General features: G+C 66.8%; 27 protein-coding genes. 4 read left to right on the plus strand and 23 right to left on the minus strand.

The genetic code is table 11. From position 1 onward, the window contains the following. Positions 1–38 precede the first annotated feature (38 nt). From hfq to PWS46_RS06530, 10 genes are all read right to left on the minus strand, one after another. On the minus strand, positions 39–287 hold the full coding sequence (hfq, locus tag PWS46_RS06485) for an RNA chaperone Hfq (protein WP_012974114.1): 249 nt from the start codon (positions 285–287) through the stop codon (positions 39–41). Positions 288–345: 58 nt separating this feature from the next. Further along, positions 346–1074, minus strand: coding sequence for an HAD family hydrolase (locus PWS46_RS06490; protein ID WP_434619633.1), 729 nt, complete (start codon positions 1072–1074; stop codon positions 346–348). Positions 1075–1111: 37 nt separating this feature from the next. Further along, entirely contained in the window at positions 1112–1519 is a 408-nt protein-coding gene (locus PWS46_RS06495; RefSeq protein ID WP_434619635.1) for a type II toxin-antitoxin system VapC family toxin, read from the minus strand. Between the two features lie 7 nt (positions 1520–1526). After that, complete coding sequence (locus tag PWS46_RS06500) at positions 1527–1820, minus strand: type II toxin-antitoxin system Phd/YefM family antitoxin (RefSeq protein ID WP_434619638.1); 294 nt, start codon at positions 1818–1820, stop codon at positions 1527–1529. A 40-nt stretch (positions 1821–1860) separates the two neighbouring features. Beyond that, positions 1861–3261 carry a sigma-54-dependent transcriptional regulator gene (locus tag PWS46_RS06505; protein ID WP_149196964.1) on the minus strand — a complete coding sequence of 467 codons (1401 nt, stop codon included), beginning with the start codon at positions 3259–3261 and terminating at the stop codon, positions 1861–1863. Beyond that, a complete protein-coding gene (locus tag PWS46_RS06510) occupies positions 3251–5569 on the minus strand; it encodes an ATP-binding protein (RefSeq protein ID WP_434619641.1) in 2319 nt (772 codons plus the stop codon). Before PWS46_RS06510 ends, PWS46_RS06505 begins: the two co-directional genes overlap by 11 nt. A gap of 225 nt (positions 5570–5794) precedes the next feature. Next, a complete protein-coding gene (ntrC, locus tag PWS46_RS06515; RefSeq protein WP_434619644.1) occupies positions 5795–7240 on the minus strand; it encodes a nitrogen regulation protein NR(I) in 1446 nt (481 codons plus the stop codon). Further along, on the minus strand, positions 7240–8454 hold the full coding sequence (locus PWS46_RS06520) for a two-component system sensor histidine kinase NtrB (protein ID WP_434619647.1): 1215 nt from the start codon (positions 8452–8454) through the stop codon (positions 7240–7242). Before PWS46_RS06520 ends, ntrC begins: the two co-directional genes overlap by 1 nt. Further along, positions 8454–9440 carry a tRNA dihydrouridine synthase DusB gene (dusB, locus tag PWS46_RS06525; RefSeq protein WP_434619650.1) on the minus strand — a complete coding sequence of 329 codons (987 nt, stop codon included), beginning with the start codon at positions 9438–9440 and terminating at the stop codon, positions 8454–8456. Before dusB ends, PWS46_RS06520 begins: the two co-directional genes overlap by 1 nt. A gap of 156 nt (positions 9441–9596) precedes the next feature. Further along, positions 9597–10427 (minus strand): cytochrome C assembly family protein, encoded by an 831-nt coding sequence (locus tag PWS46_RS06530; RefSeq protein ID WP_434619653.1) that lies wholly within the window; start codon positions 10425–10427, stop codon positions 9597–9599. Between the two features lie 188 nt (positions 10428–10615). Here PWS46_RS06530 and PWS46_RS06535 point away from each other — a divergent pair, with 188 nt between their 5' ends. From PWS46_RS06535 to PWS46_RS06545, 3 genes are read left to right on the plus strand one after another with little or no spacing between them, the layout of a single operon-like run. Then, entirely contained in the window at positions 10616–11800 is a 1185-nt protein-coding gene (locus PWS46_RS06535) for a bifunctional 2-C-methyl-D-erythritol 4-phosphate cytidylyltransferase/2-C-methyl-D-erythritol 2,4-cyclodiphosphate synthase (protein WP_434619656.1), read from the plus strand. Between the two features lie 36 nt (positions 11801–11836). Then, the gene (locus PWS46_RS06540) at positions 11837–12340 is read left to right on the plus strand and encodes a CinA family protein (RefSeq protein WP_085089438.1); all 504 of its coding nucleotides are present in this window, start codon (positions 11837–11839) and stop codon (positions 12338–12340) included. A 42-nt stretch (positions 12341–12382) separates the two neighbouring features. Continuing rightward, entirely contained in the window at positions 12383–12571 is a 189-nt protein-coding gene (locus PWS46_RS06545) for a 4-oxalocrotonate tautomerase (protein WP_434619660.1), read from the plus strand. Positions 12572–12604: 33 nt separating this feature from the next. On the opposite strand, the gene PWS46_RS06550 is transcribed toward PWS46_RS06545, so the two are convergent. The 12 genes from PWS46_RS06550 to modA all read right to left on the minus strand — a co-directional run bounded on the left by PWS46_RS06550 (position 12605) and on the right by modA (position 23671). Further along, positions 12605–13060, minus strand: a complete 456-nt coding sequence (locus PWS46_RS06550) for a type II toxin-antitoxin system RatA family toxin (RefSeq protein ID WP_085089439.1) — start codon at positions 13058–13060, stop codon at positions 12605–12607. A gap of 35 nt (positions 13061–13095) precedes the next feature. Continuing rightward, on the minus strand, positions 13096–14052 hold the full coding sequence (lipA, locus tag PWS46_RS06555; protein ID WP_149269598.1) for a lipoyl synthase: 957 nt from the start codon (positions 14050–14052) through the stop codon (positions 13096–13098). A gap of 62 nt (positions 14053–14114) precedes the next feature. Then, positions 14115–14600 (minus strand): DUF29 domain-containing protein, encoded by a 486-nt coding sequence (locus tag PWS46_RS06560; protein ID WP_434619664.1) that lies wholly within the window; start codon positions 14598–14600, stop codon positions 14115–14117. A 56-nt stretch (positions 14601–14656) separates the two neighbouring features. Continuing rightward, on the minus strand, positions 14657–16054 hold the full coding sequence (gene lpdA / locus PWS46_RS06565) for a dihydrolipoyl dehydrogenase (protein ID WP_434619667.1): 1398 nt from the start codon (positions 16052–16054) through the stop codon (positions 14657–14659). A 15-nt stretch (positions 16055–16069) separates the two neighbouring features. Continuing rightward, positions 16070–16372 (minus strand): chorismate mutase, encoded by a 303-nt coding sequence (locus PWS46_RS06570; protein ID WP_085089443.1) that lies wholly within the window; start codon positions 16370–16372, stop codon positions 16070–16072. A gap of 20 nt (positions 16373–16392) precedes the next feature. Beyond that, the gene (locus PWS46_RS06575; protein ID WP_434619670.1) at positions 16393–17733 is read right to left on the minus strand and encodes a pyruvate dehydrogenase complex dihydrolipoamide acetyltransferase; all 1341 of its coding nucleotides are present in this window, start codon (positions 17731–17733) and stop codon (positions 16393–16395) included. A gap of 16 nt (positions 17734–17749) precedes the next feature. Continuing rightward, positions 17750–19144, minus strand: a complete 1395-nt coding sequence (locus PWS46_RS06580; RefSeq protein WP_434619673.1) for a pyruvate dehydrogenase complex E1 component subunit beta — start codon at positions 19142–19144, stop codon at positions 17750–17752. 121 nt (positions 19145–19265) lie between these two features. Continuing rightward, entirely contained in the window at positions 19266–20285 is a 1020-nt protein-coding gene (gene pdhA / locus PWS46_RS06585) for a pyruvate dehydrogenase (acetyl-transferring) E1 component subunit alpha (protein ID WP_434619676.1), read from the minus strand. Between the two features lie 194 nt (positions 20286–20479). After that, positions 20480–20851, minus strand: coding sequence for an FtsB family cell division protein (locus PWS46_RS06590; protein ID WP_434619679.1), 372 nt, complete (start codon positions 20849–20851; stop codon positions 20480–20482). Between the two features lie 180 nt (positions 20852–21031). After that, complete coding sequence (gene modC, locus PWS46_RS06595) at positions 21032–22153, minus strand: molybdenum ABC transporter ATP-binding protein (RefSeq protein ID WP_434619682.1); 1122 nt, start codon at positions 22151–22153, stop codon at positions 21032–21034. A gap of 2 nt (positions 22154–22155) precedes the next feature. After that, positions 22156–22851: a molybdate ABC transporter permease subunit gene (gene modB, locus PWS46_RS06600; RefSeq protein WP_295836622.1), complete on the minus strand. Its 696-nt coding sequence runs from the start codon at positions 22849–22851 to the stop codon at positions 22156–22158. Positions 22852–22861: 10 nt separating this feature from the next. Further along, positions 22862–23671, minus strand: coding sequence for a molybdate ABC transporter substrate-binding protein (gene modA / locus PWS46_RS06605; protein WP_434619687.1), 810 nt, complete (start codon positions 23669–23671; stop codon positions 22862–22864). A 205-nt stretch (positions 23672–23876) separates the two neighbouring features. Here modA and rpe point away from each other — a divergent pair, with 205 nt between their 5' ends. Then, positions 23877–24530, plus strand: coding sequence for a ribulose-phosphate 3-epimerase (gene rpe, locus PWS46_RS06610; protein WP_434619690.1), 654 nt, complete (start codon positions 23877–23879; stop codon positions 24528–24530). Between the two features lie 111 nt (positions 24531–24641). Here the strand turns inward: rpe and PWS46_RS06615 are convergent, their stop codons facing one another. Beyond that, positions 24642–25088 (minus strand): hypothetical protein, encoded by a 447-nt coding sequence (locus PWS46_RS06615; RefSeq protein ID WP_434619693.1) that lies wholly within the window; start codon positions 25086–25088, stop codon positions 24642–24644. Positions 25089–25130 lie beyond the last annotated feature (42 nt).

A 25130-nucleotide genomic window follows, 5' to 3' on the forward strand; every position in this document is an offset into this window, starting at 1 on the left:
CGCCTTCAGGGGCCGCGCCGTTACCATTGGTCAAGGGATCAGACGCTTTCACCTTCCTTGGGCGGCTCGAAAAGTTGAATGGGATGGGCCGGCATGACCGTCGAGATTGCGTGCTTGTAGACGAGCTGGGAATGCGCGTCGCGCCGCAGAAGTACCGAGAAGTTGTCGAACCAAGTAATAATGCCCTGGAGTTTCACGCCGTTCACGAGAAAGACGGTTACGGGAGTCTTGTTCTTTCGGACGTGATTGAGAAACACGTCCTGCACGTTTTGGCTTTTTTCAGACATTTTTCATGCCCCCTTCTTCAATGTTCTTGGGACCCCTTCAGGTGGTCCGCTCCCCGTTTCACGGTGCAGGTATGGTGCGCGCTGGTACCGTCTCGACAGCCGTTTGCAGGGATATGGTATCACCATTGCCGTCCACCAAGCCATACAGGACGCCGTGCAGCGCCGTACAGTCGGTGTGGCGATGGGCGGGCGGAAAACGGTCGAAGCCGCTCCCCTCGCCCAGCCCTATTAGCACCGGAACGAGTCCGGCGCCATGGGCGCATTCCATGTCGATGTCGGCATCTCCGAGAAACCAGACATCTGCGCCGGGTGCGATCCCCGCCGGCTCCAGCGCCATCCGCACCGGGGCGATGTGCGGCTTGTCGAACTCTGCATCCTGAGCGCCGACCAGCCTGCCGAAATAGCGGGTCCAATCCAGCGCATCGGCCTCCGCCCGCAGGAACCTGCCGTTCTTGTTGGAGACCACGGCCTGATAGACGCCACGCTCGTGGAAATGGCGCAGCAGCGTCTCCGCGCCCGGCAGCGGCTTCAGCCCGTCCAGATGATGGGCGGCGAAATAGGCATAGAAGAGATCGCGCGCCTCGGTCCAGCGCTCGCCGAAGATGCGGGGAAAGCTGTCGCGCAGCGACGCCTTGATCCGCTCCCGCGCCTCCTCCGCACTCCAGGGATCGAGACCGAAGGACACCAGCGCATGGTTCAGCGCCGCGCGCACGGTGTCCCAGTTGCTGACCAGGGTGTTGTCCCAGTCATAGATGACGGCGCGCGGCAGGGTGATGGGGACGGACAAGGGGTGCTCCGGTAAAGTCAGAAGAGGCGGGCGCGGGTCAGCAGGAGTGCACCCTAATGGTCCCCGATGTGGCTGCATACTCATGGATCAGCCGGTCCCGGGTCATGAGAGGAACGCCGAGTTGGCGGGCGGTGGCGATCAGCATCCGGTCGGCCGGATCGTTATGCAGCGGTTCCGGCAGGTTCGACGCACCCAGCGCCGCGTCGAGCGACAGAGGCAGGCAGCGCAACCCGGCCGCGGCCAGGAAACGCTGCATCCAGGCCGACGGCTCCAGATCCAGCCGAATCCGGCCTTTGCGCACCAACGTGCCGATTTCCCAAGCCGAAACAGTCGAGATCAGGATGCCGCCGGTCGACCTTTCCTGCTCTATGCGCTCGCGTGCATCGGCAGAAAGCTCGACTCCTGTGTCAAGCCATAGGATTGCGTGGGTGTCGAGAAGGATCATTCGACGGTCACCGGTGAAGGATCCCGCTTTCAGCGTCGAAGACCTCGTCGTCGAAGGTCGGCTGGGTCAGGTCATAATCGCCGATCACCTCGACGGAACCGGGATGGGCGCCGAATAGCGGCGGCAATTCGCGATCCGGCGGGTTCAGTTCGGCAACCGGGCGGCCATGGCGGGTCACCACGATCTTGGCGACGCGATGATCCTCCAGGTCGTCGAACAGCGACAGGCATTTCGCCTTGAACTCGGTCACGCTGACCGTCACCACCGGCAATCCCATGGAAGCCTCCGCCAAACTGGTCATTCCTATATGACCAGTTTGGCGCCCTCGTGCAAGCGGCCGGTCACTCGATGAACATCTTCCCCTTCTCGCTGCCATGGACGCCCAGCGACTTCAGCTTGCGGTGAAGGGCGGAGCGCTCCATGCCGACGAAGGACGCGGTGCGGGAGATGTTGCCGCCGAAGCGGGTGACCTGGGCCAGCAGATATTCGCGCTCGAACACCTCGCGCGCCTCGCGCAGCGGCAGGCCCATGATCTCGCCGCCCTTGTCCCATTTCAGGACGGTCGGGGTGATGGCACCGATCTCCGGCGGCAGGGTGTCGGCGCGGATCGGCTCCTTCGCGTCGCCCTGCGCCATGATCAGCAGCCAGTCCACCACGTTGCGCAGCTGGCGCACGTTGCCCGGCCAGTCATAGGCCTGGAGCGCCGCCATCGCGTCCTCGCCGAACTCGCGGACCGGCAGGCCGGACGCCTCGGCGGAGCGCTGCATGAAATGGCGGGCCAGCACCGGGATATCCTCCCGCCGCTCGGCCAGCGACGGCACGCGGATCGGCACCACCGACAGGCGGTAGAACAGGTCCTGGCGGAAACGCCCCTGCTCGATCTCCGCCTGCAGGTCGCGGTTGGAGGTGGCGATCACGCGCACGTCCACCTCGACCCGCTGGCCGCCGCCGACGCGCTCGAACACCTGCTCCTGCAAGGCGCGGACGATCTTGCCCTGGGTTTCCAGCGGCATATCGGCGACCTCGTCCAGCAGCAGCGTGCCGCCATGGGCCTGCTCGAAGGTGCCGATCTTGCGTCCGGGGCCGTCGACGCCGGCCTCGGTGCCGAACAGCTCCATCTCCAGCCGCTCCGGCCGCATGGTGGCGCAGTTCAGCCCGACGAACGGGCCGCTGGCACGGCGCGAGCGGGCATGGATCAGGCGGGCGACCACTTCCTTGCCGGCGCCGGGCGGGCCGGAGATCAGCACGCGGCTGCCGGTCGGCGCCACCTTGTCGATGGACTGGCGAACCTGATTGACCGCCGAGGAGCGGCCGATCAGCTCGACGTCGCCACCGGCGCGCAGCTTCAGCTCCTGGTTCTCGCGCTTCAGCCGCGCCGCCTCGATGGCGCGATCCACCATCAGCAGCAGCCGGTCGGCCTTGAACGGCTTCTCGATGAAGTCGTAGGCGCCGACCTTGATCGCCTGCACCGCGGTCTCGATGTTGCCGTGGCCGGAGATCATGATGACCGGCAGATTGCCATGGTCCCGCATCAGCTGTTCCAGGATCTGCAGGCCGTCCAGCCTGCTGCCCTGCAGCCAGATGTCGAGCACGACGAGGCTCGGCCGGCGCGCCGCCACTTGCGCGAAGGCCTGATCGGCGTCGGCGGCCTCGCGGGTCTTGATGCCTTCGTCGTTCAGGATGCCGGCTATCAGCATCCGGATATCGGCTTCGTCGTCGACGATCAGAATGTCATGCGCCATGGGCTTCGTGCCTCATCTCTCCGCCGGTCTCCGCCGGCCTGTCGTCACGGCCGCCCGCGTCGTTCGCGACCGCAACCGGGTGTGGAATGACCAGGGTCACGCGCGCCCCGGCCCCGCCCTCGCGGTCCTCCAGGGTCAGCACGCCGCCATGGTCCTCCATGATCTTCTTGACGATGGCGAGCCCCAGCCCGGTGCCCTTGGCCCGCGTCGTCACATAGGGTTCGGTCAGCCGGTCGCGCTGTTCGCCGCCGGGCAGGCCCTTGCCGTTGTCCTCGACGGTGACGACGATCTTCTCGTCGTCGTCCTCCACCGCGATCGCCACCTCGCCGGGCGGCAGCTCCGACCCGTCGGCGGGCGGCGTGCGCCCCTCGATGGCGTCCGCCGCGTTCTGCAGCAGGTTGGTCAGCGCCTGGGAGATCTGCCGGCTGTCGCACGCCACCGTCAGCGGCCCCGAGGGCAGCCGGGTGTCGAAGCGGATCCTGCCGGTGTGGGCGCTGGATTGCAGGAACACCGCCTGCCGCACCAGATCGTTGATGTTGACCGGCTTCATCACCGGCTGCGGCATCCGCGCGAAGGCGGAGAACTCGTCCACCATGCGGCGGATGTCGTCGACCTGCCGGACGATGGTGTCGGTGCACATGGTGAAGACCTCCGTATCGCTGGAGATCTCCTTCAGGTATTTGCGGCGCAGCCGTTCGGCCGACAGCTGGATCGGCGTCAACGGATTCTTGATCTCGTGCGCGATGCGGCGCGCCACGTCGGCCCAGGCCGCCTTGCGCTGCGCCGACACCAGTTCGGTGATGTCGTCGAAGGTGACGACATAGCCGCGCACCTCGCCGCCGCGCACTTCCGCGGCGATGCGGACCAGCAGGGTCAACGTCGGCTTGCCCGGACGGCGGATCTGGATCTGGTCCTGCACGACGCGGCCCGGCTTCTTCGGCGCATTCTCCAGCAGGTCGACGATGTCCGGCAGCAGTTCGACCAGCGGCATGCCGACCAGACGCTCCGGATCCTCCTCGCCCAGCAGGCGGGCGGCGGACAGGTTCGGCAGGTTGATGACTCCGTCGGCATCGACGCCCAGCACGCCGGCCGACACGCCGGACAGCACCGTCTCGGTGAAGCGCCGCCGCTCGTCCAGCAGCCGGTTGGTCGACAGCAGCTCCCGGCGCTGCCCCTCGATCTCCGTGGTCATGCGGTTGAAGGCGCGGGACAGCAGCACGAACTCGTCCTCACCCGGCGGTTCGGAGACGCGAACGGTCAGGTCGCCGGCGCGCACCCGCTCGGCGGCGCCGATCAGCGCGCTGATCGGGCGGACCAGCCGGGTGGCGAAATTCAGCCCGGCCCACACCGCCGCCAGCAGCAGCAGCATTGCCACCACCAGGAAGATCAGGGTGAAGGTGATCTGCAGGCTGCCGCGCTGGTTCTCCAGCGCCGTGTATTCCTTCACCGCCCCCTCGGCCGAGGCCATGTGCTGGAGCACCCGCGGTTCCACCATGCGACCGACATAGAGGAAGGTATCGGACACCCGGTCCAGGCTGACCAGGGCGCGGACGCGGTCGTCGGATTCCTTAACGATCAGCGCGACCTCGCCGTTGCGGGCCTGCTGGATCTTGTCTTCCGGGATCGGTTCGAATTCAAGCGTGAAGGTATAGCCGGCCCGCGCGATGATCGCGCCCGTGGTGCCGTTGAAGACGATGGCCTCCGACAGGGCGCGCAGCATCGCCTGGGTGGCGACGACCTGCTCGAACCGCTCGGGATCGCTGGAAAGCCGCGCCTCCTGCGACAGGTCGTTGGCCATCGCCAGGGCGTCGGCGCGGATGTTCTGCTGGTGCTCGTGCAGATAGGCGCTGGCGACCACCAGGGATTCGTTCACCGCCGTGCGCACGCGGTCGCTGAACCAGCTCTGCACCCCGACATAGAAGAACAGGGTGGAGAAGACGGTCATGATGATGGCCGGCGCCACCGCCAGCACGCTGAACACCAGAACCAGCCGGGTGTGCAGCCGCGATCCCGCCAGCCCGCGCCGCCGCCCGATCAGGATTGCGACGATCCGCCGCGCGATCAGCACGCCCAATGTCAGCAGGATCGCAAGGTCAAGCGTCAGCAGAAGCGTGACGGTGCGCGGGTTGGCCTGCCCGAACGGCGCGCTTTCCGTCATCGCCGCATAGGTGGCGAAGCCGGCGGCCAGGGCGGCCAGCGACAAGGCAAAAGCCAACCGCTTGCCCAGGCCGACCCGCCTGGACCAGTGGAGAATCTTCTGCCAGACCGGCCTCTGGCCGGCTGCTGCGGTGTCGGAATTGGGTGGCATCGTCCGGCGCTGATCTGTTGCCGGAAAGATACACCTCTGTTGCGGCCCTGCCAAGCCGCAATGGATCTGCCTTTCGGACAGGACCGCTTGGGCCAGCCGGCGCGGCGCGCCATCGGGTGGTTGCTGGTCTTACGTCCGGCGCCGTCCGCACCGACGCTGTGTCACAATTTTGGCACGGGTCGGTTGCGGCGGCGTCGGGACGTCAATCGGCCGGTCGGCAACAGCCTATTTGATGCCTCGCATCACCTGGATGTCCAGGTCGCGGATCTTCTTGCGCAGGGTGTTGCGGTTCAGACCCAGCAGCTGGGCCGCCTTGATCTGGTTGCCGCGGGTCGCCGACAGGCTGAGGGAAATCAGCGGCCGTTCGATCTCACGCAGCACCCGGTCGTACAGGCCGTTCGACGGCATGCCGTCCTTGTGTGCGGCGAAATAGTCCTTCAGGTGGCGTTCGACCGCCGAGGACAGGCCCTCGCTCTGCGGCTCTTCCACCGGCTGGGCGGCCGGGGTGGCGTCGGCAAGCTCCGCCTCGACCACGTCCAGCCCGATGACCTCCTGCGAATAGAGGGCGGCCAGACGGCGGACCAGATTCTCCAGCTCGCGGACGTTGCCGGGCCAGCGGTAGCGCTTCAGCCGGTCCATCGCCGCCTGATCGATGCTCTTGGCCGGAAGTCCCTGGCTGATGCCGAGATTGAGGAAATGGCGGACCAGCAGCGGAATGTCCTCCGTCCGCTCGCGCAGCGGCGGCAGACGGATCGGCACCACGCACAGGCGGTAGAACAGATCCTCGCGGAACAGGCCCTGGCGGATCAGGGTACGCAGGTCGCGGTGGGTCGCCGCGATGATGCGCACGTCGGTCTTGATCGCGGTGCGGCCGCCGACCGTGGTGTACTCGCCCTCCTGCAGCACGCGCAGCAGGCGGGTCTGCGCTTCCAGCGGCATGTCGCCGATCTCGTCGAGGAACAGGGTGCCGCCCTGCGCCTGTTCGAACCGGCCGGTCGACCGGTTGGTGGCGCCGGTGAAGGCACCCTTCTCGTGGCCGAACAGCTCGGACTCGATCAGCTCGCGCGGGATGGCCGCCATGTTGATGGCGACGAAGGCGCCGTTGCGCCGCTTGCCGTAATCATGCAGCGCGCGGGCGACCAGCTCCTTGCCGGTGCCGGACTCGCCGGTGATCATCACCGTCAGGTCGGTGCCCATCAGGCGGGCCAGCACCCGGTAGATTTCCTGCATGGCGGGAGAGCGGCCGATCAGCGGCAGCTGCTCCTCGCCCTCCAGGTCGCCACCGGGCATGGCGGCCGGCGGGTTGTTGGCGTTCAGCGCCCGTTCGACGACCGACACCAGCTCCTTCAGGTCGAAGGGCTTGGGCAGATATTCGAAGGCGCCGCGTTCCGCCGCCTTCACCGCGGTGATCAGCGTGTTCTGCGCGCTCATGACGATGACACGCAGTTCGGGCCGCAGCTTCTTGATGCGCGGGATCAGGTCCAGGCCGTTTTCGTCCGGCATCACCACGTCGGTGATGACCAGATCGCCCTGCCCGTCCGCCACCCAGCGCCACAGCGTGGCGGCGTTGCCGGTGGTGCGGACCTCGTGCCCCAGCCGGGCGAGGGCCTGCGTCAGGACGGTGCGGATGGCGCGATCGTCATCCGCGACGAGAATGGTCGCCGCGCTCATCAACGAGTCCCCCGGCCGCCCTTGGACTGCAAGCCAGCGTCTGAAATCTTCGACTCTCCGGAAAGTTTCGGGTCGTCGTATTTCGAATCATCGTACATCGGCAGCGACACCTTGAAGACGGTCCGGCGAGGCTGGCTGTCGAACTCGATGGTTCCGCCATGGTCGCCTATGAGTTTCGCCACCAATGCAAGACCAAGGCCAGTGCCGTTCACTTTGCTGGTCACGAAGGGATCGAACAGGTTGGACTGCAGGTCTTCCGGAATGCCGTCGCCATTATCCTGCACCGTCACCAGCAAGGGCAGGTGCCGGCGCACGTCGCCGCCCGGCAGCGCCATGCGCACGCCATGCTGATAGGAGGTGGTCAGGGTGATCTCGCCGCCTGTTTCCGGGGCAGCCTCTGCCGCATTTTTCACCAGATTCAGGAAAACCTGCACAAGTTGGTCGCGATTGCCGTAAACAGGAGGCAGCGACGGGTCGTAACGCTCGACAAAGCGTATTTTTCGGGCAAACCCGCTCTGGGCGACCTTGCGCACATGTTCCAGCACCGTGTGGATGTTCACCGCGGCGCGTTCCAGCGGCCGTTCGTCGGAAAACACCTCCATCCGGTTGACCAGCGCAACAATGCGGTCGGCCTCGTCGCAGATCAGGCGGGTCAGCACCCGGTCCTGGTCGCTGGCGTTCTCTTCCAGCAGCTGGGCGGCGCCGCGGATGCCCGACAGCGGGTTCTTCACCTCATGCGCGAGCATCGCCGCCATGGCCGTGACGGAGCGCGCGGCATGGCGGTGGGTCAGCGAATGGTCAATCTTGCGGGCCAGCGACCGCTCGTGGATGGTCAGCACCACATGGTCGGGCGGGTCGCCCATGGCCGCCACCTGCACCGTGACATGGTGCGGGCCGATGCGCGGGGTGTCGATGATGACGCCGTCCTGCGACACCCGGCGGCTGCCGCGGCGCACCTGCGCGATCAGGCCCATCACCGGGCTGTCGGGCGGCAGCAGGTCGGGCAGCGGCATGCCTTCCATGGCGTTGGCGGACAGGTCGAAGAACTCCTGCCCCTCCAGATTGACGAAGCGGATGTCGCCGTTGCCGTCCACCACCAGCACCGGATCGGGCAGGCTGTTCAGCACCACCAGGGACTCCAGCCGGGGCGCCCGCGAGGCACCCGACCGGTTGCGGCCACGCTGGCCCGGGGCGGTCATCGGAACGGGATCCATCAGGCGGCCATCCTTTCGATTGCCGGTTCATAGAAGGCACGGATGCGGTCGCGCACCGCGTCGGGGTCGCCCAGCCGGTTGACCTCCTGGCGGAACTCGTTGGACTCGCGCAGGCCGGTCGAATACCAGGAGACATGCTTGCGGGCGACCTTGATGCCGCCGTCGGTGCCGTAATGGCTCAGCATGCTGTCGAAATGCTCCAGCAGCGTGTCCATCTGCTCGTGCAGCGGCGGGTCGGGCAACCTCTCGCCGGTGCGCAGGTAATGCATGACCTGGGACGGGAACCAGGGCCGGCCATAGCTGCCGCGCCCGATCATCACGCCGTCGGCGCCGGATTCGGCGAGCGCGCGGTCCACCGCCTCGAAACCGGTGATGTCGCCGTTGACCACCACCGGGATCGACACTGCCTCCTTTACAGGACGGACGGCGGTCCAGTCGGCGGTGCCGGTGTAGAACTGCATGCGGGTGCGGCCATGGACCGTCACCATTTTGATCCCGCACTGCTCGGCGATGCGGGCGAGGTTCGGCGCGTTGCGGTTGGTCTCGTCCCAGCCCAGCCGCATCTTCAGCGTCACCGGAATGCTGACGGCCTTCACCACCGCCTCCAGGATGCGGCCGGCCAACGCCTCGTCCCGCATCAGGGAGGAGCCGGCATGGCCGTTGACCACCTTCTTCACCGGGCAGCCGAAATTGATGTCGACGACGGCGGCGCCGCGATCCTCGTTCAGCTTCGCCGCCTCCGCCATCACCTCCGGCTCGCAGCCGGCGAGCTGGACCGCCATCGGAAATTCTTCCGGTTCGGTCTCCACCATGCGCAGGGTCTGGCGGTTCTCGCGGATCATCGCCTGGCTGGCGATCATTTCCGACACGACGAGGCCGCAGCCCGCGCGCTTCACCAGACGGCGGAACGGCAGGTCGGAGACACCCGACATGGGCGCCAGGATCACCGGTCCGGCGAGCGTGATGGGTCCGATTTGTATGGTCATTCTCACCTGCCCGATTGATGGGCAAATCAACAAAGTGCCACCATTTTGGGCAAGTTATCACGCTGCTACGGATGTGTGCAAGCGCGAAGCCCTGAGACCAAGCCCGGACATAGGTTAAAACCTATGCTCTTCCACCGACTTGCGGCGGGTGGGCCCTCAACTCCAGGCCCATTGCCCAATCAACACGTTGGACACGAACTTGACGCCGGGATAGGCAAGCGTCGCCAGCAGATAGACGATCAGCATGGTGCGCGCCGCCGTCCGCCCGCGCACGCCGGTGCGGTATTCGGCGAGCAGCAGAACGCCGATGACGATGAAGGTCGCCAGCGACAGCAAGGTCTTGTGATCGGTGCGGAACAGCAGTCCCTGCTCGAAATAGAGCACCGCCATGCCGGTGGCGAGCCCGGCGCCCAGCACCACCTCAGACGCGATCAGCAGGCGCAGTTGCAGCCGTTCGCTCTCCGCCACCGGCGGCAGGAAGCGGCTGAGCGGAGTCGGCCGCTTGCTCTTCAGCGCCCGCGTCTGGATCACCGCGGCGAAGGACGCCACGGCGCTCAGCGTCAGCAGGGCATAGGTGAAGACCGACACCGCGATGTGCAGGTCGATCCACACGCCCGGCGCATTGCCGCGCAGGACCGGGGCCGGCGCATCCTCCGTCAGCGTCGCCAGCAGGCAGACCGCCAGCAGATAGGGCAGCAGCAGCGGCGCCAGCCTCCACGCCGTGTCATGGAGCAGGCTGAGCCCGATGAACAGAGCCATGCAGGCGGCGGTCGTAACCCACAGCGCGGTGGAGAAGCCGGTCTGCCACTGGCCGGCAACCTGCAGGATCGCCCACATGCCGGGACCGGCGGCGGCGAGCAGCAGCGCACCCCAGAAGGACCAGCCGCGCCCCTCCACCCCCTGCCCCGCGATGCGCCGGTAAGGATAGAAGGCGGCAGGCAACAGGGCGACCAGCGCCGTCAGGCTCAAGAAAATGTTCTGCGACATGGACCCGAATGCACTCCCGTCCTTCCGCCGTCATGCTGCCATGACGTGCCGCCATGTAATGCCGCCCGCACCCGGACATGGTCCGGAGCGTCACAGGCGGCAAGGCTCGGCACTTGGCGGAACCACGGCGACAGGCTAGGCTCCGCGACGTTTCCGTCAAGTGGCTATCATATCTTACGGTTTGCCTCATGCCCACCTGCATCGCGCCCACCTGCATTGCCCTGATCGTCGCTGGCGGATCCGGCCAGCGGTTCGGCGCCGAACGGCCGAAGCAGTACCTGGACCTCGCCGGCAAGCCGGTGCTGCGCCGGACGGTGGAGGCTTTTCTCAGCCATCCCCAGGTCACCGGCGTGCGCGTGGTGATCGACCCGGCTTGGCGCGACGCCTATGACGCCGCCGTCGCCGGCCTCGGCCTGCCCGATCCGGTGGCCGGCGGCGCCAGCCGGCAGGACTCGGTGCGCAACGGGCTGGAGGCGCTCGCCGCCGACGGCGCCCCCGATATCGTGCTGATCCATGACGCCGCCCGTCCGCTGATCGACGCGGCCACCATCGGCGCGGTGATCGGCGCGCTGGAGACCACGCCCGGCGCCATCGCCGCGGTGCAGGTCGCCGACACGCTCAAGCGCGGCAGCGGGAATGGAGGGGCCGGCGCCATCACCGGTACGGTCGACCGCGATGGGCTGTGGCGGGCGCAGACCCCGCAGGGCTTCCGCTTCCCCGCCATTCTGGAGGCGCACCGCGCCGCCGCCGGCCTATCGCTGACCGACGATGCCGCGGTGGCGGAGCGCGCCGGTCTGGCCGTGGCTCTGGTGCCGTCCAAGGAGGACAATTTCAAGGTGACCACCCCTGACGACCTGACCCGCGCCACCCGCGCGATCATGAGCAGCCTGTGGGACGTGCGGACGGGCAGTGGCTTCGACGTCCACCGCTTCACCGACGGCGACTTCGTGACGCTCTGCGGCCTGCGTGTGCCGCACGACCACGGGCTGGAAGGCCATTCCGATGCCGACGTCGGCCTGCACGCCCTGACCGACGCCATCCTCGGCGCGCTGGCCGCCGGCGACATCGGCAGCCACTTCCCGCCGACCGACCCGCGCTGGCGCGGCGCCGACAGCGCCAAATTCCTGCGCCATGCCGCCGATCTGGTGGCGGAGCGCGGCGGCGTCATCGCCCATGCCGACGTGACGATCATCTGCGAACGCCCGAAGGTCGGTCCCCACCGTGCCGCGATGGCCGAGCGCATTGCCCAAATCCTGGGCATCGAGGTCGGCCGGGTCAGCGTCAAGGCGACGACCACCGAGCAGCTGGGCTTCACCGGCCGGCGCGAGGGCATTGCCGCGCAGGCGGTGGCGACCATCCGGCTCCCCGGCTAACATCCGACCCAACAGTCCAAACCGGGAGAGGCCGTCATGTTTCCCGAGCCCATCCGCGAGCTTTCCGCCCAGGTGCTGGCCGAATACGGCCTTGCCGGCTTCATGCTGGCGACCGCCGAATCCTGCACCGGCGGTCTGATCGCCGGCGCGCTGACCGACATCGCCGGCTCGTCCAAGGTGGTCGACCGCGGCTTCGTCACCTACACGAACATCGCCAAGACCGAACTGCTCGGCGTTCCCGCCAGCCTGCTGCACGCCCATGGCGCCGTCAGCCCGGAGGTGGCGGTCGCCATGGCAGTGGGGGCGCTGGCCAAGTCGCGGGCCGACGTGACGGTGGCGGTGACGGGAATCGCCGGCCCCGGCGGCGCGACCGAGACGAAGCCGGTGGGCCGCGTCTATGTCGCCACCGCCGTGCGCGGCGGGGCGGCCAAGGCCAAGGAATACACCTTCCCCGGCGACCGCGACGCCGTGCGCATGGCGACGGTCCAGGCGGCGCTGGAGCGGCTGCGGCTGGCCCGCCCGACCGGAAGCCTGCGCTGAACAAACGCCGGGAAACTCTTCACCAACAAGGAAAATCACCCGATGCCGACCATCAACATCCAGCTGTTCGAAGGCCGCACCGTCGAGCAGAAACGCGAATACGCCAAGGCGCTGACCGAAGCGACCGTGAAGGTCCTCGGCTGCTCGCCCTCGGCGGTGGACATCATCTTCCAGGACGTGAAGAAAAGCGATTGGGCCAGCGGCGGGGAGCTGTGGTCGGACAAGAACTGACCGACCACCTCCGTTATTCCTGCCAAACCGGCGTCAGGCCGGCTGCGTCACCCGGCCCGGCCCGTAAAGCTGGGCCGCACGCGTTTCGAAGGCCTGCACCATCCGGCGCACCGCCTCGTTGAACAGCAGGCCCATGATCTTCTGCAGCATCTTGGAGCGGAACTCGAAATCGACGAAGAAGTCGACGCAGCAGCCGCCGGGGTGATCGTTGAAGATCCAGTGGTTGTTCAGATACTGGAACGGCCCGTCGGTGTACTGCACGTCGATCCGGCAGGCCGGCGCGCTCAGCTCCACCCGAGAGGTGAAGCGTTCGCGGACCATCTTGAACCCGATGATCAGGTCCGCGAACATGACATCGCCTTCGCGCTTGCGGATGCGGGCCGCCAGGCACCAGGGCAGAAACTCCGGATACTTCTCCACATCGGCGACCAGGTCGTACATCTGCTGGGGCGTGTAGGGAAGAACCTTCTTTTCCGCGTGCGTCGGCATGCCCGTACCCGTGTCCTTCTATTGAACCGCCTGGATCAGGCGGCCGCGACCCCCAGCTTACGCAGCCGGGCTTCGCGCAGCTTCTCGAAATCGGCGCCCGCATGGTAGGACGAGCGCGTCAGCGGCGACGAGGCCACCAGCAGGAAGCCCTTGCCGCGGCCAACAGTGGAATAACCGTCGAACTCCTCGGGAGTCACGAAACGATCCACCGCCGCATGCTTGGGCGTGGGCTGGAGATACTGCCCAATCGTCAGAAAGTCCACATCGGCGGAGCGCAGATCGTCCATCACCTGCCCGATCTCCTCCTTCGTCTCGCCCAGCCCGACCATCAGGCCGGACTTGGTGAAGATCGTCGGATCCAGCTCCTTCACCCGCGCCAGCAACTGCAGCGAGGCGAAATAGCGCGCACCCGGGCGGATGTTGGGATAGAGGCGCGGAACGGTCTCCAGATTGTGGTTGAAGACGTCGGGCTTGGCCTCCACCACCACCTCGACCGCGCCCTTCTTCTTCTGGAAGTCGGGGGTCAGGATCTCGATGGTCGTTTCCGGCGAGGCGGCGCGGATGGCGCGGATGGTGCGGGCGAAATGCTCGGCACCGCCGTCGGCCAGATCGTCGCGGTCGACTGAGGTGATGACGACATGGCTGAGTTTCAGCTTGCCGACCGCCTCGGCCACATTGTCCGGCTCATGCGGGTCCAGCTGGTCCGGCCGCCCGGTCTCGACATTGCAAAAGGCGCAGCCGCGCGTGCAGATGGAGCCCAGGATCATGAAGGTGGCGTGCTTGTGCTTCCAGCACTCCCCGATGTTCGGGCAGGCGGCCTCTTCGCACACGGTGTTCAGCTTCAGCCCGCGCATCAGCTGGCGGGTCTCGTTGTATTCCTGGCTCATCGGCGCCTTGACCCGGATCCAGGCCGGTTTGCGCTGGATCGGGTTGTCGGGCTTATGGGCCTTTTCGGGGTGGCGCAGCTTCTCGGTCTGGTCGACGAGGGTCATGGTCTAAAGCTCCCGATGGCCGACGCGATGCCCCGGCCCCGACAATAGGTGCGATAAGGATGTCAAACCCGCCATTCCGGCGGAAACAGTTCGGCCGGATAGGCCGGATCGAGCGCCTGGTCAAGCGTGAAAGGCGGCAAGACCGGGAAATGCCCGTCGGGGACATCCGCCTCGTCGGCGGCATCCAGCCGGGCTTTGCGGTAGGTCTTTTCGAACACCGCAGAGATGTAGGGACGCAGGCTGGGGCTGGCAGCGATCTCATCCACCAGCCGGTCGCGCTGCTCGCGAATCGTCCGGCGCCAGCCGCGTTCGCACCGCTCGCGCAGATCCGGACAGAACAACCACTTCAGCAAATGGGTCATCAGGACCCGCAAGCGGTTGTCGATCTCGGATTTCTGGCTGCGGCCCATGCTCTCGATCTCCTCGGCGACGTTCTCCCAGTCGACCGGGGCATTGTTCAGCTCGGCGCCGGCACGGCGAAGCTCCTGCGCCTGGGCTTGCGTCCAGGCGTAGAAATCCTCGTCATAGGCGGCGCTGCTGCGGTCCATGGCTCCGTCCAAAGGGGAAAAACGTCACCCCAGAAATCCCTAGCGGAAAATCCTAGTTAAAAGTGGATCGCCCGGCCATAGGCATCAAGGACCGACTCATGCATCATTTCCGACAGGGTCGGGTGCGGGAACACCGTGTGCATCAGTTCGGCCTCGGTCAGCTCCGACGACTTGGCGATGCCGTAGCCCTGGATCAGCTCGGTCACTTCCGCGCCGATCATGTGGGCGCCCAGCATTTCGCCGGTCTTGGCGTCGAAGATGGTCTTGATCAGCCCCTCCGGCTCGCCGAGCGCGATGGCCTTGCCGTTGCCGACGAAGGGGAAGCGGCCGACCTTGATCTCGTAGCCCGCTTCCTTCGCCTTCTTCTCCGTCAGGCCGACCGACGCGATCTGCGGGTGCGAGTAGGTGCAGCCCGGGATGTTGCGGACGTTCAGCGCATGCGGGTGCTTGCCGGCGATGTGCTCGGCGACGATCACGCCTTCATGGCTGGCCTTGTGGGCGAGCCAGGGGGCGCCGGTCACATCGCCGATGGCGTACACGCCCGGCTCGTCGGTTTCGCACATGCCGTTGGTCTGGATGTGGCCGCGGTCGGTCTTGACCTTGGTGTTCTCCAGGCCCAGGCCCTCGGTGTTCGGGCTGATGCCGACGGCGACGATGACGCGGTCGACCGTGATGTCCTCGGTCTTGCCGCCGGCCTCGACGGCCACGGTCACGCTGTCGGCGGCCTTGCGCAGATTGCCGGCCTTGCCGCCGGTGATGATGCGCATGCCCTGCTTTTCGAAGGCTTTCCGGGCCATTGCGGAGATTTCCTCATCCTCCACCGGAAGGATGCGGTCCATCACCTCGACCACTGTAACTTTGGCGCCCAAGGCATTGTAGAAGCTGGCGAATTCGATTCCGATGGCACCGGACCCGATCACCAGCAGCGACTTCGGCATGCTGTCGGGCGTCATCGCCTTGCGATAGGTCCAGACCAGCTTGCCGTCGTCTTCCAGACCCGGCAGCGTGCGGGCGCGGGCGCCGGTGGCGATGATGATGTGCTTGGCGCCGAAGGTGCCGACCGGGGCCTCGCCCTTGCTGACCGCGACCTGCCCCTTGCCGAGCAGCTTGGCGGAGCCTTCGATGACCGCGACCTTGTTCTTCTTCAGCAGATGCTTGACGCCGCCGTTCAGCTGGCCCGCGACCTTGCGCGAGCGGGCGACGACCTTGTCGAGGTCGAAGGACGGGTTCTGGATGACCAGACCATAGTCGGCGGCATGCTTGGCGAGATGCAGCACCTCGGCCGAGCGCAGCAGCGCCTTGGTCGGGATGCAGCCCCAGTTCAGGCAGATGCCGCCCAGGTTTTCACGCTCGATGACCGCGGTGTGCAGTCCCAGCTGCGCGGCGCGGATCGCCGCCACGTAACCGCCCGGTCCGCCGCCGATGACGATGACGTCGTAATTGATGTCGGCCAAGGGTGTTCTCCCCATTCAGGAGCGAGGCGCATCCTCGCGGCCGGCGGCAAAGATGCCTTCCTCGACCCGGCACGCCTCGTCGATGATCGTCTGGTACAGGGTGGCCATAAAGTCCGGATCCAGGCCGTACGCCAGCCCCGCCTCGGCCGCCCGTTGCTTCACCGCTTCGACGCGGTCGGGCAGCACGGCCGGCAGGTTCTCCGCCATCTTCACCGCTGCGACGCGGTGGACGACGGACAGGCGCTTGCCCAGCAACGCGACGAGTTCGTCGTCGATGGCGTCGATTTCGGCGCGGAGCGGGGCAAGGCTTTTCGACATGGAACCGGATCCTCAAACCGTCAGAGCAGCATCGAGAGCGGATCCTCGAGCAGCTTCTTCACCGCCGCAAGGAATTCCGCACCGACGGCGCCATCGGCGACGCGGTGGTCGAAGGTGCCGGTCAGGCTCATCACCGTGGCGATGGCCAGCGCGCCGTCCTTCACCACCGGGCGCTGCTCGCTGGCGCCGACCGCCAGGATGCAGGCCTGCGGCGGGTTGATGATCGCCTGGAACTGCTTGATCCCCATCATGCCCAGGTTGGAGATGGAGATCGTGCCGCCCTGATACTCTTCCGGCTTCAGCGCGTTGTCGCGCGCCTTCTTGGCCAGCGCCTTCATCTCGTTGGAGATGTCGGCCAGACCCTTGGTTTCCGCCTTCTTGACGATCGGGGTGATCAGCCCGGTCGGGGTGGCGACGGCCACCGACACGTCGGCGTGCTGATACTGCAGCATCGCCTCGTCGGTCCAGGACGCGTTGATCGCCGGAACCTTCTTCAGCGCCAGCGCCACGGCGCGGATGATGAAGTCGTTCACCGACAGCTTGTAGGCGTCGGACCGGCCGTTCAGCTCGGCACGGACCTTCATCAGCGCGTCGATCTCGACATCCACCGTCAGGAAATAGTCGGGAACCGTGCGCTTCACCTCGCCCAGACGCTTGGCGATGGTCTTGCGCATGCCGCTGTTCGGCACGGCGGTGTAGGCCATGCCCAGCTTGTCGGCTAGCGACTTGGCATCCACACCCTCGACCTTGGCCGGGGCCGGGGCAGCCGCGGGTGCCGGAGCGGCGGTGGCCGGAGCCGGGGCAGCGGCGGGAGCGGCAGCGGCCTTGGCCGGACCGGCGGCCTTGGCGGCCTCCACGTCGGCCTTGACGATGCGGCCGTGCGGGCCGGTGCCCTTCACGGACTTCAGGTCGACGCCGGCCTGTTCGGCGATGCGGCGCGCCAGCGGGCTGGCGAACACGCGCTCGCCGGAAGCCGCCGTGGCCGGGGCCGCGGCGGGAGCCGGAGCCGGAGCAGCGGCGGCCGGGGCTGCCGTCGGCGCCGGAGCAGCGGCCGGAGCGGCGGCAGCAGGCGCCGGGGCGGGCGCGGAGCCGGCCGAGGCCAGCGCGCTCTCGTCCTCGCCCTCTTCCAGCAGGATGGCGATGGGGGTGTTCACCGCCACGCCCTGGCTGCCAGCCGGGATCAGGATCTTGCCGATGCGGCCTTCATCGACCGCTTCGACTTCCATGGTGGCCTTGTCGGTTTCAATCTCGGCGAGAACGTCGCCGGACTTCACCGTGTCGCCTTCCTTCTTCAGCCACTTGGCGAGGTTGCCCTCGGTCATCGTGGGCGAGAGGGCGGGCATCAGAATCTGAACGGTCATCCTATCAGCCCTCCTCTCAGCGATAGCAGGCTTGCTTGGCGGCCTTGACGATGTCGGCGACCTGCGGCAGCGCCAGCTTTTCCAGGTTGGCGGCGTAGGGCATCGGCACGTCCAGGCCGGCCACGCGGGCCACCGGGGCGTCGAGATAGTCGAACGCCTGCTCCATCATCAGCGCGCACATTTCCGAACCGATGCCGGCGAAGGGCCAGCCCTCCTCGACGGAGACGAGGCGGTTGGTCTTCTTGACGCTGTTGACGATGGTGGCGGTGTCCAGCGGACGGATCGTGCGCAGGTTGATGACCTCCGCATCGATGCCTTCCTTCGCCAGCTCCTCGGCGGCGGCCAGCGCATGGCCGACCATGATCGAGAAGGCGGTGATCGTCACGTCCTTGCCGGCGCGCTCGATCTTGGCCTTGCCGATCGGCAGGACGAATTCCTCGTCCTCCGGAACCTCGAAGCTCTGGCCGTAGAGAATCTCGTTCTCCAGGAAGACGACCGGGTTCGGATCGCGGATCGCCGCCTTCAGCAGGCCCTTGGCGTCGGCCGCCGACCAGGGCGAGACCACCTTCAGGCCCGGGCAGTGGGCATACCACGAGGCATAGCACTGCGAGTGCTGGGCCGCCACGCGGGCGGCGGCACCGTTCGGGCCGCGGAAGACGATCGGGCTGCCCATCTGGCCGCCGGACATGTAGAGCGTCTTGGCGGCGGAGTTGATGATGTGGTCGATCGCCTGCATGGCGAAGTTGAAGGTCATGAACTCGACGATCGGCTTCAGCCCCTTGAAGGAGGCGCCGACGCCCAGACCGGCGAAGCCGATCTCGGTGATGGGCGTGTCGATGACGCGACGCTCGCCGAACTCCTGCAGCAGGCCCTGGGTCACCTTGTAGGCGCCCTGGTACTGCGCGACCTCCTCGCCCATGACGAAGACCTTCTCGTCACGGCGCATTTCCTCGGCCATCGCGTCGCGCAGGGCTTCGCGGACCGTCTTCTTCACCGTCTTGGCGAAGAACTTGTCCTCGTCCGAATCCGGAACCGAAACCGGCGCGGCCGGCACGGTCGGAGCAGCAGCCGGGGCCGGGGCAGCTTCGGCGACGGGCGCCGGGGCCGGGTTGGCCGGAGCGGCGGCGGCCGGGGCGTTGCCACCCTTGGACAGCGCGCTCTCGTCCTCGCCCTCTTCCAGCAGGATGGCGATGGGGGTGTTCACCGCGACATTGTCGGTGCCTTCGGGCACCAGGATCTTGCCGACGCGGCCTTCATCGACCGCTTCGACTTCCATGGTGGCCTTGTCGGTCTCGATCTCGGCGAGCACGTCGCCGGACTTCACCGTGTCGCCTTCCTTCTTGACCCATTTCGCCAGCTTGCCCTCGGTCATGGTGGGCGACAGGGCCGGCATCAGCACTTCGATCGGCATTCCTCAACCTCCGGCGGCGCGGGGAACCTGGGTGCCGCTCCCATCTTCTGGGGGCAACCCGTTCCTGTCGGCACCGCTCCTGCTTTTCGTTGACGTCAGGACCAGACGGTGGATTCGACGATCAGGTCTCGACCAGGATGTCGGTCCACAGCTCCGACGGATCGGGCTCGGGGCTCTGCTGCGCGAACTCGGCCGATTCGGTGACGATCGCCTTCACCGCGCGATCGATCTCCTTCAGCTTGTCCTCGTCGGCATGGCCGCCGGCCAGCAGCTTCGACTTCAGCTGGTCGATCGGATCGGATTCCGACCGCATCTTCTCGACCTCCTCCTTCGTCCGGTACTTGGCCGGATCGGACATGGAGTGGCCGCGGTAGCGGTAGGTCTTCATCTCCAGGATGACCGGGCCGTTGCCTTCGCGGATGTAGTTCACCCACTTGTCGGCGGCTTCCTTCACCTCGAGAACGTCCATCCCGTTGACCTGATAGCCGGGGATGCCGTAGGCGGCGCCGCGCTGATGCAGCTCGCCGGCCGAGGCGCGCTCCTGCGAGGTGCCCATGGCGTACTTGTTGTTCTCGATGACGAAGAGCACCGGCAGCTTCCACAGCGCCGCCATGTTGAAGCTCTCATACACCTGGCCCTGGTTGATGGCGCCGTCGCCGCAATAGACCGCGGAGACACCACCGTCATTCAGGTACTTGTGCGAGAAGGCCAGACCGGTGCCGAGCGGAACCTGGCCGCCGACGATGCCGTGGCCGCCGTAGAAGTTCTTCTCGCGGCTGAACATGTGCATCGAGCCGCCCTTGCCCTTGGAGTAGCCTCCAATGCGGCCGGTCAGCTCGGCCATCACGCCCTTGGCTTCCATGCCGCAGGCCAGCATGTGGCCGTGGTCGCGGTAGCTGGTGATGACGTCGTCGCCCTCTTTCAGGGCCGCCTGCACGCCGACCACGACGGCTTCCTGGCCGATGTAGAGATGGCAGAAGCCGCCGATCAGGCCCATGCCGTACAGCTGGCCCGCCTTCTCTTCGAAGCGGCGGATCAGCAGCATCTCGCGGTAGTAATGAAGAAGCTCTTCGGAAGAGACGGCTTGAGCGGGCGCGGTGTCGGTCTGCGCCTTGGTGGAACGGCGTCGGGACGCGGCCATGATTCCTCCCCAGGGTTCAAGCGGCAAAGGTCTTTTACAACACCCCTTGCCGCCGCGCGTTGCGGGCATGCGAGAGCCCGCACCGGAAGCGAATATGGCGCGCACACTACACGAGCTTCTGGGTCTGCGCAAACGTCTGTTTTTGCAGCGCTATTTCAGATTAACCGCGATTCGGTTAATCGGCTGATATCCCCTTACTTCTGCGTGGCCGCACCCTCGGGATCAGCCAGTTTGGGCAGCTTGACGATGACGTCGCGCGGGTTGGCGAAATTCAGCATCAGCCGCGCCCGCTCCTCCAGCATGTCGCGGTCAAGGCCGTCGCCGCGCAGCAGCTGGGCGCGCCGTTCCATATCCTCCCGCTCGGTGCGGAGTTGGTTGAGCACATCCTCCGCCTGGGCGATTTCCCCCTGAATCTGCTTCATCGCCACCAGCCCGCGATCGCCATGGATCGCGTAATAGGCGAAGTAGGCGACCACGCAGGCGCACAGCGCCGGCATGATTGCTTGGCGGATCGCGCTTTTGGCGGCGCGGGCGAGCGTGTCGGTGAGGTCGGCGATCATCGTCATGGTGGCACGATGGAATCACAGCGGCTTTCCACCGGTCAAACGAAAAAGATGGAACAGCCAAGTCGCAAAAGGTTCGTGATCTTTGCGCAACCCAGTAATGGGTATCCGTCACGCCCAAGCCACAAGTCGACAGGATGTTCCGGTAAAGTTCTCATCAGTCATAGGCTGAACGCGGGAGGATCACACGTCCACCACCCGCCTCCGCCGGTCCGATGCCTCGCCGCTGCTGTCCGGCTCGAACGCGATGCCCTTGACCAGCGCCACCACCGGGCGGCCGGGCGCCAGTTCCAGTTCACGCACGGCCGCCCGCGTGATGCGCGCGATCAGGAACGACCCACCCACTGCCAGCCGAACGTCGGACGAGGACGGTCCCGCCTCCGCCACCTCCGCCACGGTGGCAGTCAGTGCGTTGCGCAGGCTGACGCCGCTCGGCGGCTGCAATGCAATGATGACGTCGCGGGCGTGGATGTGCAGCCGCACCGCCGCGCCGGGCGGGCGGTCGATCTGCGGCACCGTCAGGCGTCCGCCATCGAAGCCCAGCACCGACAGCCCATCCTCCGGAACATGGCGCTCGACGGTCAGGTCCAGCACCGCGCCGGCATCCTGCGCGCCGGTCACTGCCGACAGGTCGAGCCGGCCCATCACCGTACCGACCGGCCCCGCCGCGCGCACCCTGCCCTCCGCGATCAGCACCATTGTCGTGGCGAGCCGCACCACCTCGTCCAGCGCGTGGCTGACCAGGACGATGGGAATGTTCATCTCGTCGCGCAGCCGCTCGATGTACGGCATGATCTCCGCCTTGCGGGCGGCGTCGAGCGAGGCCATCGGCTCGTCCATCAGCAGCAGGCGCGGTTGCGCCAGCAGGGCCCGGCCGAAGGCGACCCGCTGCTTCTCGCCACCCGACAGGCCGCGCGGCCGGCGGTCCAGCAGATGGCCCAGCCCCAGCAGTTCCACCACCGGATCGAACGCAATGCGCCGCTCCCCGGCGGGCACACGGCGCAGCCCGTATTCCAGGTTGCTGCGCACGGTCATGTGCGGGAACAGCCGCGATTCCTGAAAGACATAGCCGATGCGCCGCTTTTCCACCGGCACGTCGATGCGCCGGGCGCTGTCGAAGAACACGGTGTCGCCGATGCGGATATGCCCGGCATCGGGTCGCCTCAGCCCGGCAATCGCATTGATGACCGACGTCTTGCCGGAGCCCGAGCGGCCGAACAGCGCCGTCACGCCGCGTTCCTCCGCGGTGAAGGCGATGTCGAGCGTGAAGGCCCCAAGCGTCTGGCGGATGTGCAGGTCCAGCATGATCAGACCTGCCCGATCAGGCGGCGAACCCGGTTCGCCAGGAATTCCGACAGCATCAGCGCCAGCAGCGCCACCCCGAAAGAGATCGCCGCCAGCCGCGCCGCCACCGCATCGCCCCCCGGTTCCTGCGTCGCGGCATAGATCGCCAGCGGCAGCGTCTGCGTCTTGCCGGGGATGTTGGAGACGAAGGTGATGACCGCCCCGAATTCGCCCATCGCGGCGGCGAAGGCGACGATGGCACCGGACAGCAGGCCCGGCGCCATCAGCGGCAGCAGGATTGTGAAGAAGCGGTCGACCGGCCCGGCGCCCAGCGTGCGCGCCGCCGCCTCCAGCCCGCCGTCGATGGCCTCCACCGACAGGCGGATCGCCCGCACCATCAGCGGGAAGGAGGTCACTGCCACCGCCAGCGACGCGCCTTCCGCCGTGAAGATCAGCTTGATGCCGAAGGTCTGGTACAGCCAGCCGCCGACCACCCCCTTGGTGCCCATCGTCACCAGCAGGATATAGCCGGTGACCACGGGCGGCAGGACCAGCGGCAGATGGACCAGCCCATCGACCAGCGTCTTGCCCGGGAAGGAATAACGGCCGAGCACCCAGGCGGCGAGCACGGCCACCGGCAATCCCAACGCGATGGCGACGCCCGCGACACGCAGGCTCAGCAGCAACGCGGTGGTTTCCATCGGCGTCAGGAGTTCCATGCGGCAGAGCTTACGGTGCCTTGGGGGCCGGAACGAAGCCGAATTCCTTCCACACCGCCATGCCGTCCGGCGATTTCATGTAGTCGAGGAAGGCGGACGCGGCCGTGTTCCTCGACGCCGCCACCAGGGCCGCCGGATAGGTGATCGCCGGATAGCTGTCCTGCGGGAAGGCGGCAGCGACCTCCACCCCCGGATCAATGGCGGCATCGGTGCGATAGACGATGCCCAGCGGCACCTCGCCGCGGCTGACCAGCACCAATGCGGCGCGCACACTCTCGGCCCGCGCCAGCTTCGGTTCGACCGCCGTCCATTGGCCCAGCGACTCCAGCGCCGCCTTGGCGTACTTCCCGACCGGAACGTTCGACGGGTCGCCGGTGGCGAGCCGCCCGTCGCCCAACTGGTCCGCCAGCTTGCCGCCCTTGGACAGGTCCGGCTTCAGGGTCGAGCCCTTCGGCACCACCACCACCAGCTCGTTGCCCAGCAGGTTCACCCGGCTGTCCGTCTTGATGAGATCGCGCTTCTGCAGATAGTTCATCCAGTCGAGATCGGCCGAGATGAAGATGTCGGCCGGGGCGCCATTCTCGATCTGCTTGGCCATCGCCGACGAAGCGGCGAAGGAGGAGGTCACGGCGGTCCCGGTCTTCGCCTTGAACTGCGCCGCCAGCTTTTCCACCGCGTTCTTGGTCGAGGCAGCCGCCAGGACCAGTACGTCCTGCGCCATCGCCGCCGGTGCCGCGACCGTCAGGCCGACGCCCAGCACGAGTGCCGAAACGGCCGCCGTGAAACCGCGGCGCCCGAACTTCCCTTTCACACCGACCATCGCGACCTCCTGCCGAATTCGACGCTTCACCTATATTCCAACGGATACAACGCTTCGCGGTTGCGGTAAAGCGTAAACGGTGCAATCCGCACCATGGAGGCATGGCCGCCATCCACATCATGTCATGACTTGCATCGTAGCCCCGTGATAGGAAGTGCGGCGAATCAGCCCCTCTTCATCTCTCACCCTGCCCCAGGAAAGCCCCATGCGCGCCGTGAAGATTTCCCCCTCGATTCTCTCCGCCGATTTCGCCCGGCTGGGCGAGGAGGTCCGCGCGGTCGACGACGCCGGCGCCGACTACATCCACATCGACGTGATGGACGGCCATTTCGTGCCGAACCTCACCATCGGGCCGGGCGTGGTGAAGGCGCTGCGTCCGCACTCCGCCAAGGTCTTCGACGTCCACCTGATGATCTCGCCGGTGGATCTGTTCATTCCCGACTTCGCCAAGGCCGGCGCCGACATCATCACCGTCCATCCGGAGGCCGGCCCGCACCTGTACCGCACCATCCAACTGATCAAGTCGCTGGGCAAGAAGGCCGGCGTCTCGCTGAACCCGGCAACCCCGGTGGACGCGATCCAGCATGTGCTGGAGGATATCGACCTCGTGCTGGTGATGACGGTGAACCCCGGCTTCGGCGGCCAGAGCTTCATCAAGAGCCAGCTTCCGAAGATCCGCGACCTGCGCGCCCGCATCGACGCGCTCGGCAAGCAGATCGACCTTGAGGTGGACGGCGGCATCAACCCGGAAACCGCCCGTCTGGCGATCGAGGCCGGCGCCGACGTGCTGGTGGCCGGCACCGCCACCTTCACCGGTGGCCCGGACCAGTATGCCGCCAACATCCGCGCGCTGCGTTGAGCGATAAGCCCCAGTAAAACGCCAGCGGCCCCGCAGCGCCCTCCGGAGGGTGGCGATGCGGGGCCGCTTCGTTTCAGGCCGATCGGTTACCGAACGGCCGGCAGGCTTTCGTCAGCGTGTCGGCGGCGTATAGGGCGCACCGCCGTTCAGGCCGCGCGTGCTGTTGTTGCCTTCCGTCTGGGAACCGGTGCCGGAATAGCTCGACCCGGAATAGCTGGAACCCGAATTGCTGTAGCCGTAGGTCCCGGTGTTCGAGCCGTAGGTCCCGGTGCTGGACCCCGAATAGCCGCCGGCCGGCATCCGGTTTTCCATCCGCTGCTGTTCGGCCAGTTGGCGCTCGCCGATGCTCTCGCCCAACACCACGACCTTGCCGCCCTGCGCCGTGTCGGTCACCGGCAGGCCGCGCGCCGGCGCGGAGAGCGGCGGAACGCCGGTGGTCGTACCCATCGTATAGCTGGAGCCGGCCTGCGGCGTCGTCGCGGAACCGGCCACCTGAGCCATCGCGCCGGTCGACAGCAGAACGGCACCCACAGCGGTGAAAATGAAGGTCTTGTTCATCACGCATCTCCTAAACTTCGTCCGTGGCGGCACCGCAGTGCA

It is taken from the genome of Azospirillum sp. B2RO_4, assembly GCF_051124815.1.
GTDB lineage: Bacteria > Pseudomonadota > Alphaproteobacteria > Azospirillales > Azospirillaceae > Azospirillum.

Bases quoted from the DNA above. Each gene is read 5' to 3' on its own strand.
- PWS46_RS06575 (WP_434619670.1), bottom strand. From the start codon at position 17,733: ATGACCGTTCAGATTCTGATGCCCGCCCTCTCGCCCACGATGACCGAG.
- PWS46_RS06520 (WP_434619647.1), bottom strand. From the start codon at position 8,454: ATGGATCCCGTTCCGATGACCGCCCCGGGCCAGCGTGGCCGCAACCGG.
- lipA (WP_149269598.1), bottom strand. From the start codon at position 14,052: ATGACCCTCGTCGACCAGACCGAGAAGCTGCGCCACCCCGAAAAGGCC.
- PWS46_RS06540 (WP_085089438.1), top strand. From the start codon at position 11,837: ATGTTTCCCGAGCCCATCCGCGAGCTTTCCGCCCAGGTGCTGGCCGAA.
- PWS46_RS06590 (WP_434619679.1), bottom strand. From the start codon at position 20,851: ATGACGATGATCGCCGACCTCACCGACACGCTCGCCCGCGCCGCCAAA.
- dusB (WP_434619650.1), bottom strand. From the start codon at position 9,440: ATGACCATACAAATCGGACCCATCACGCTCGCCGGACCGGTGATCCTG.
- modA (WP_434619687.1), bottom strand. From the start codon at position 23,671: ATGGTCGGTGTGAAAGGGAAGTTCGGGCGCCGCGGTTTCACGGCGGCC.
- modB (WP_295836622.1), bottom strand. From the start codon at position 22,851: ATGGAACTCCTGACGCCGATGGAAACCACCGCGTTGCTGCTGAGCCTG.
- PWS46_RS06545 (WP_434619660.1), top strand. From the start codon at position 12,383: ATGCCGACCATCAACATCCAGCTGTTCGAAGGCCGCACCGTCGAGCAG.
- PWS46_RS06530 (WP_434619653.1), bottom strand. From the start codon at position 10,427: ATGTCGCAGAACATTTTCTTGAGCCTGACGGCGCTGGTCGCCCTGTTG.
- PWS46_RS06550 (WP_085089439.1), bottom strand. From the start codon at position 13,060: ATGCCGACGCACGCGGAAAAGAAGGTTCTTCCCTACACGCCCCAGCAG.
- pdhA (WP_434619676.1), bottom strand. From the start codon at position 20,285: ATGGCCGCGTCCCGACGCCGTTCCACCAAGGCGCAGACCGACACCGCG.
- PWS46_RS06615 (WP_434619693.1), bottom strand. From the start codon at position 25,088: ATGAACAAGACCTTCATTTTCACCGCTGTGGGTGCCGTTCTGCTGTCG.
- PWS46_RS06510 (WP_434619641.1), bottom strand. From the start codon at position 5,569: ATGCCACCCAATTCCGACACCGCAGCAGCCGGCCAGAGGCCGGTCTGG.
- PWS46_RS06570 (WP_085089443.1), bottom strand. From the start codon at position 16,372: ATGTCGAAAAGCCTTGCCCCGCTCCGCGCCGAAATCGACGCCATCGAC.
- PWS46_RS06580 (WP_434619673.1), bottom strand. From the start codon at position 19,144: ATGCCGATCGAAGTGCTGATGCCGGCCCTGTCGCCCACCATGACCGAG.
- modC (WP_434619682.1), bottom strand. From the start codon at position 22,153: ATGCTGGACCTGCACATCCGCCAGACGCTTGGGGCCTTCACGCTCGAC.
- hfq (WP_012974114.1), bottom strand. From the start codon at position 287: ATGTCTGAAAAAAGCCAAAACGTGCAGGACGTGTTTCTCAATCACGTC.
- ntrC (WP_434619644.1), bottom strand. From the start codon at position 7,240: ATGAGCGCGGCGACCATTCTCGTCGCGGATGACGATCGCGCCATCCGC.
- PWS46_RS06500 (WP_434619638.1), bottom strand. From the start codon at position 1,820: ATGACCAGTTTGGCGGAGGCTTCCATGGGATTGCCGGTGGTGACGGTC.
- PWS46_RS06495 (WP_434619635.1), bottom strand. From the start codon at position 1,519: ATGATCCTTCTCGACACCCACGCAATCCTATGGCTTGACACAGGAGTC.
- rpe (WP_434619690.1), top strand. From the start codon at position 23,877: ATGCGCGCCGTGAAGATTTCCCCCTCGATTCTCTCCGCCGATTTCGCC.
- PWS46_RS06560 (WP_434619664.1), bottom strand. From the start codon at position 14,600: ATGGACCGCAGCAGCGCCGCCTATGACGAGGATTTCTACGCCTGGACG.
- PWS46_RS06535 (WP_434619656.1), top strand. From the start codon at position 10,616: ATGCCCACCTGCATCGCGCCCACCTGCATTGCCCTGATCGTCGCTGGC.
- PWS46_RS06505 (WP_149196964.1), bottom strand. From the start codon at position 3,261: ATGGCGCATGACATTCTGATCGTCGACGACGAAGCCGATATCCGGATG.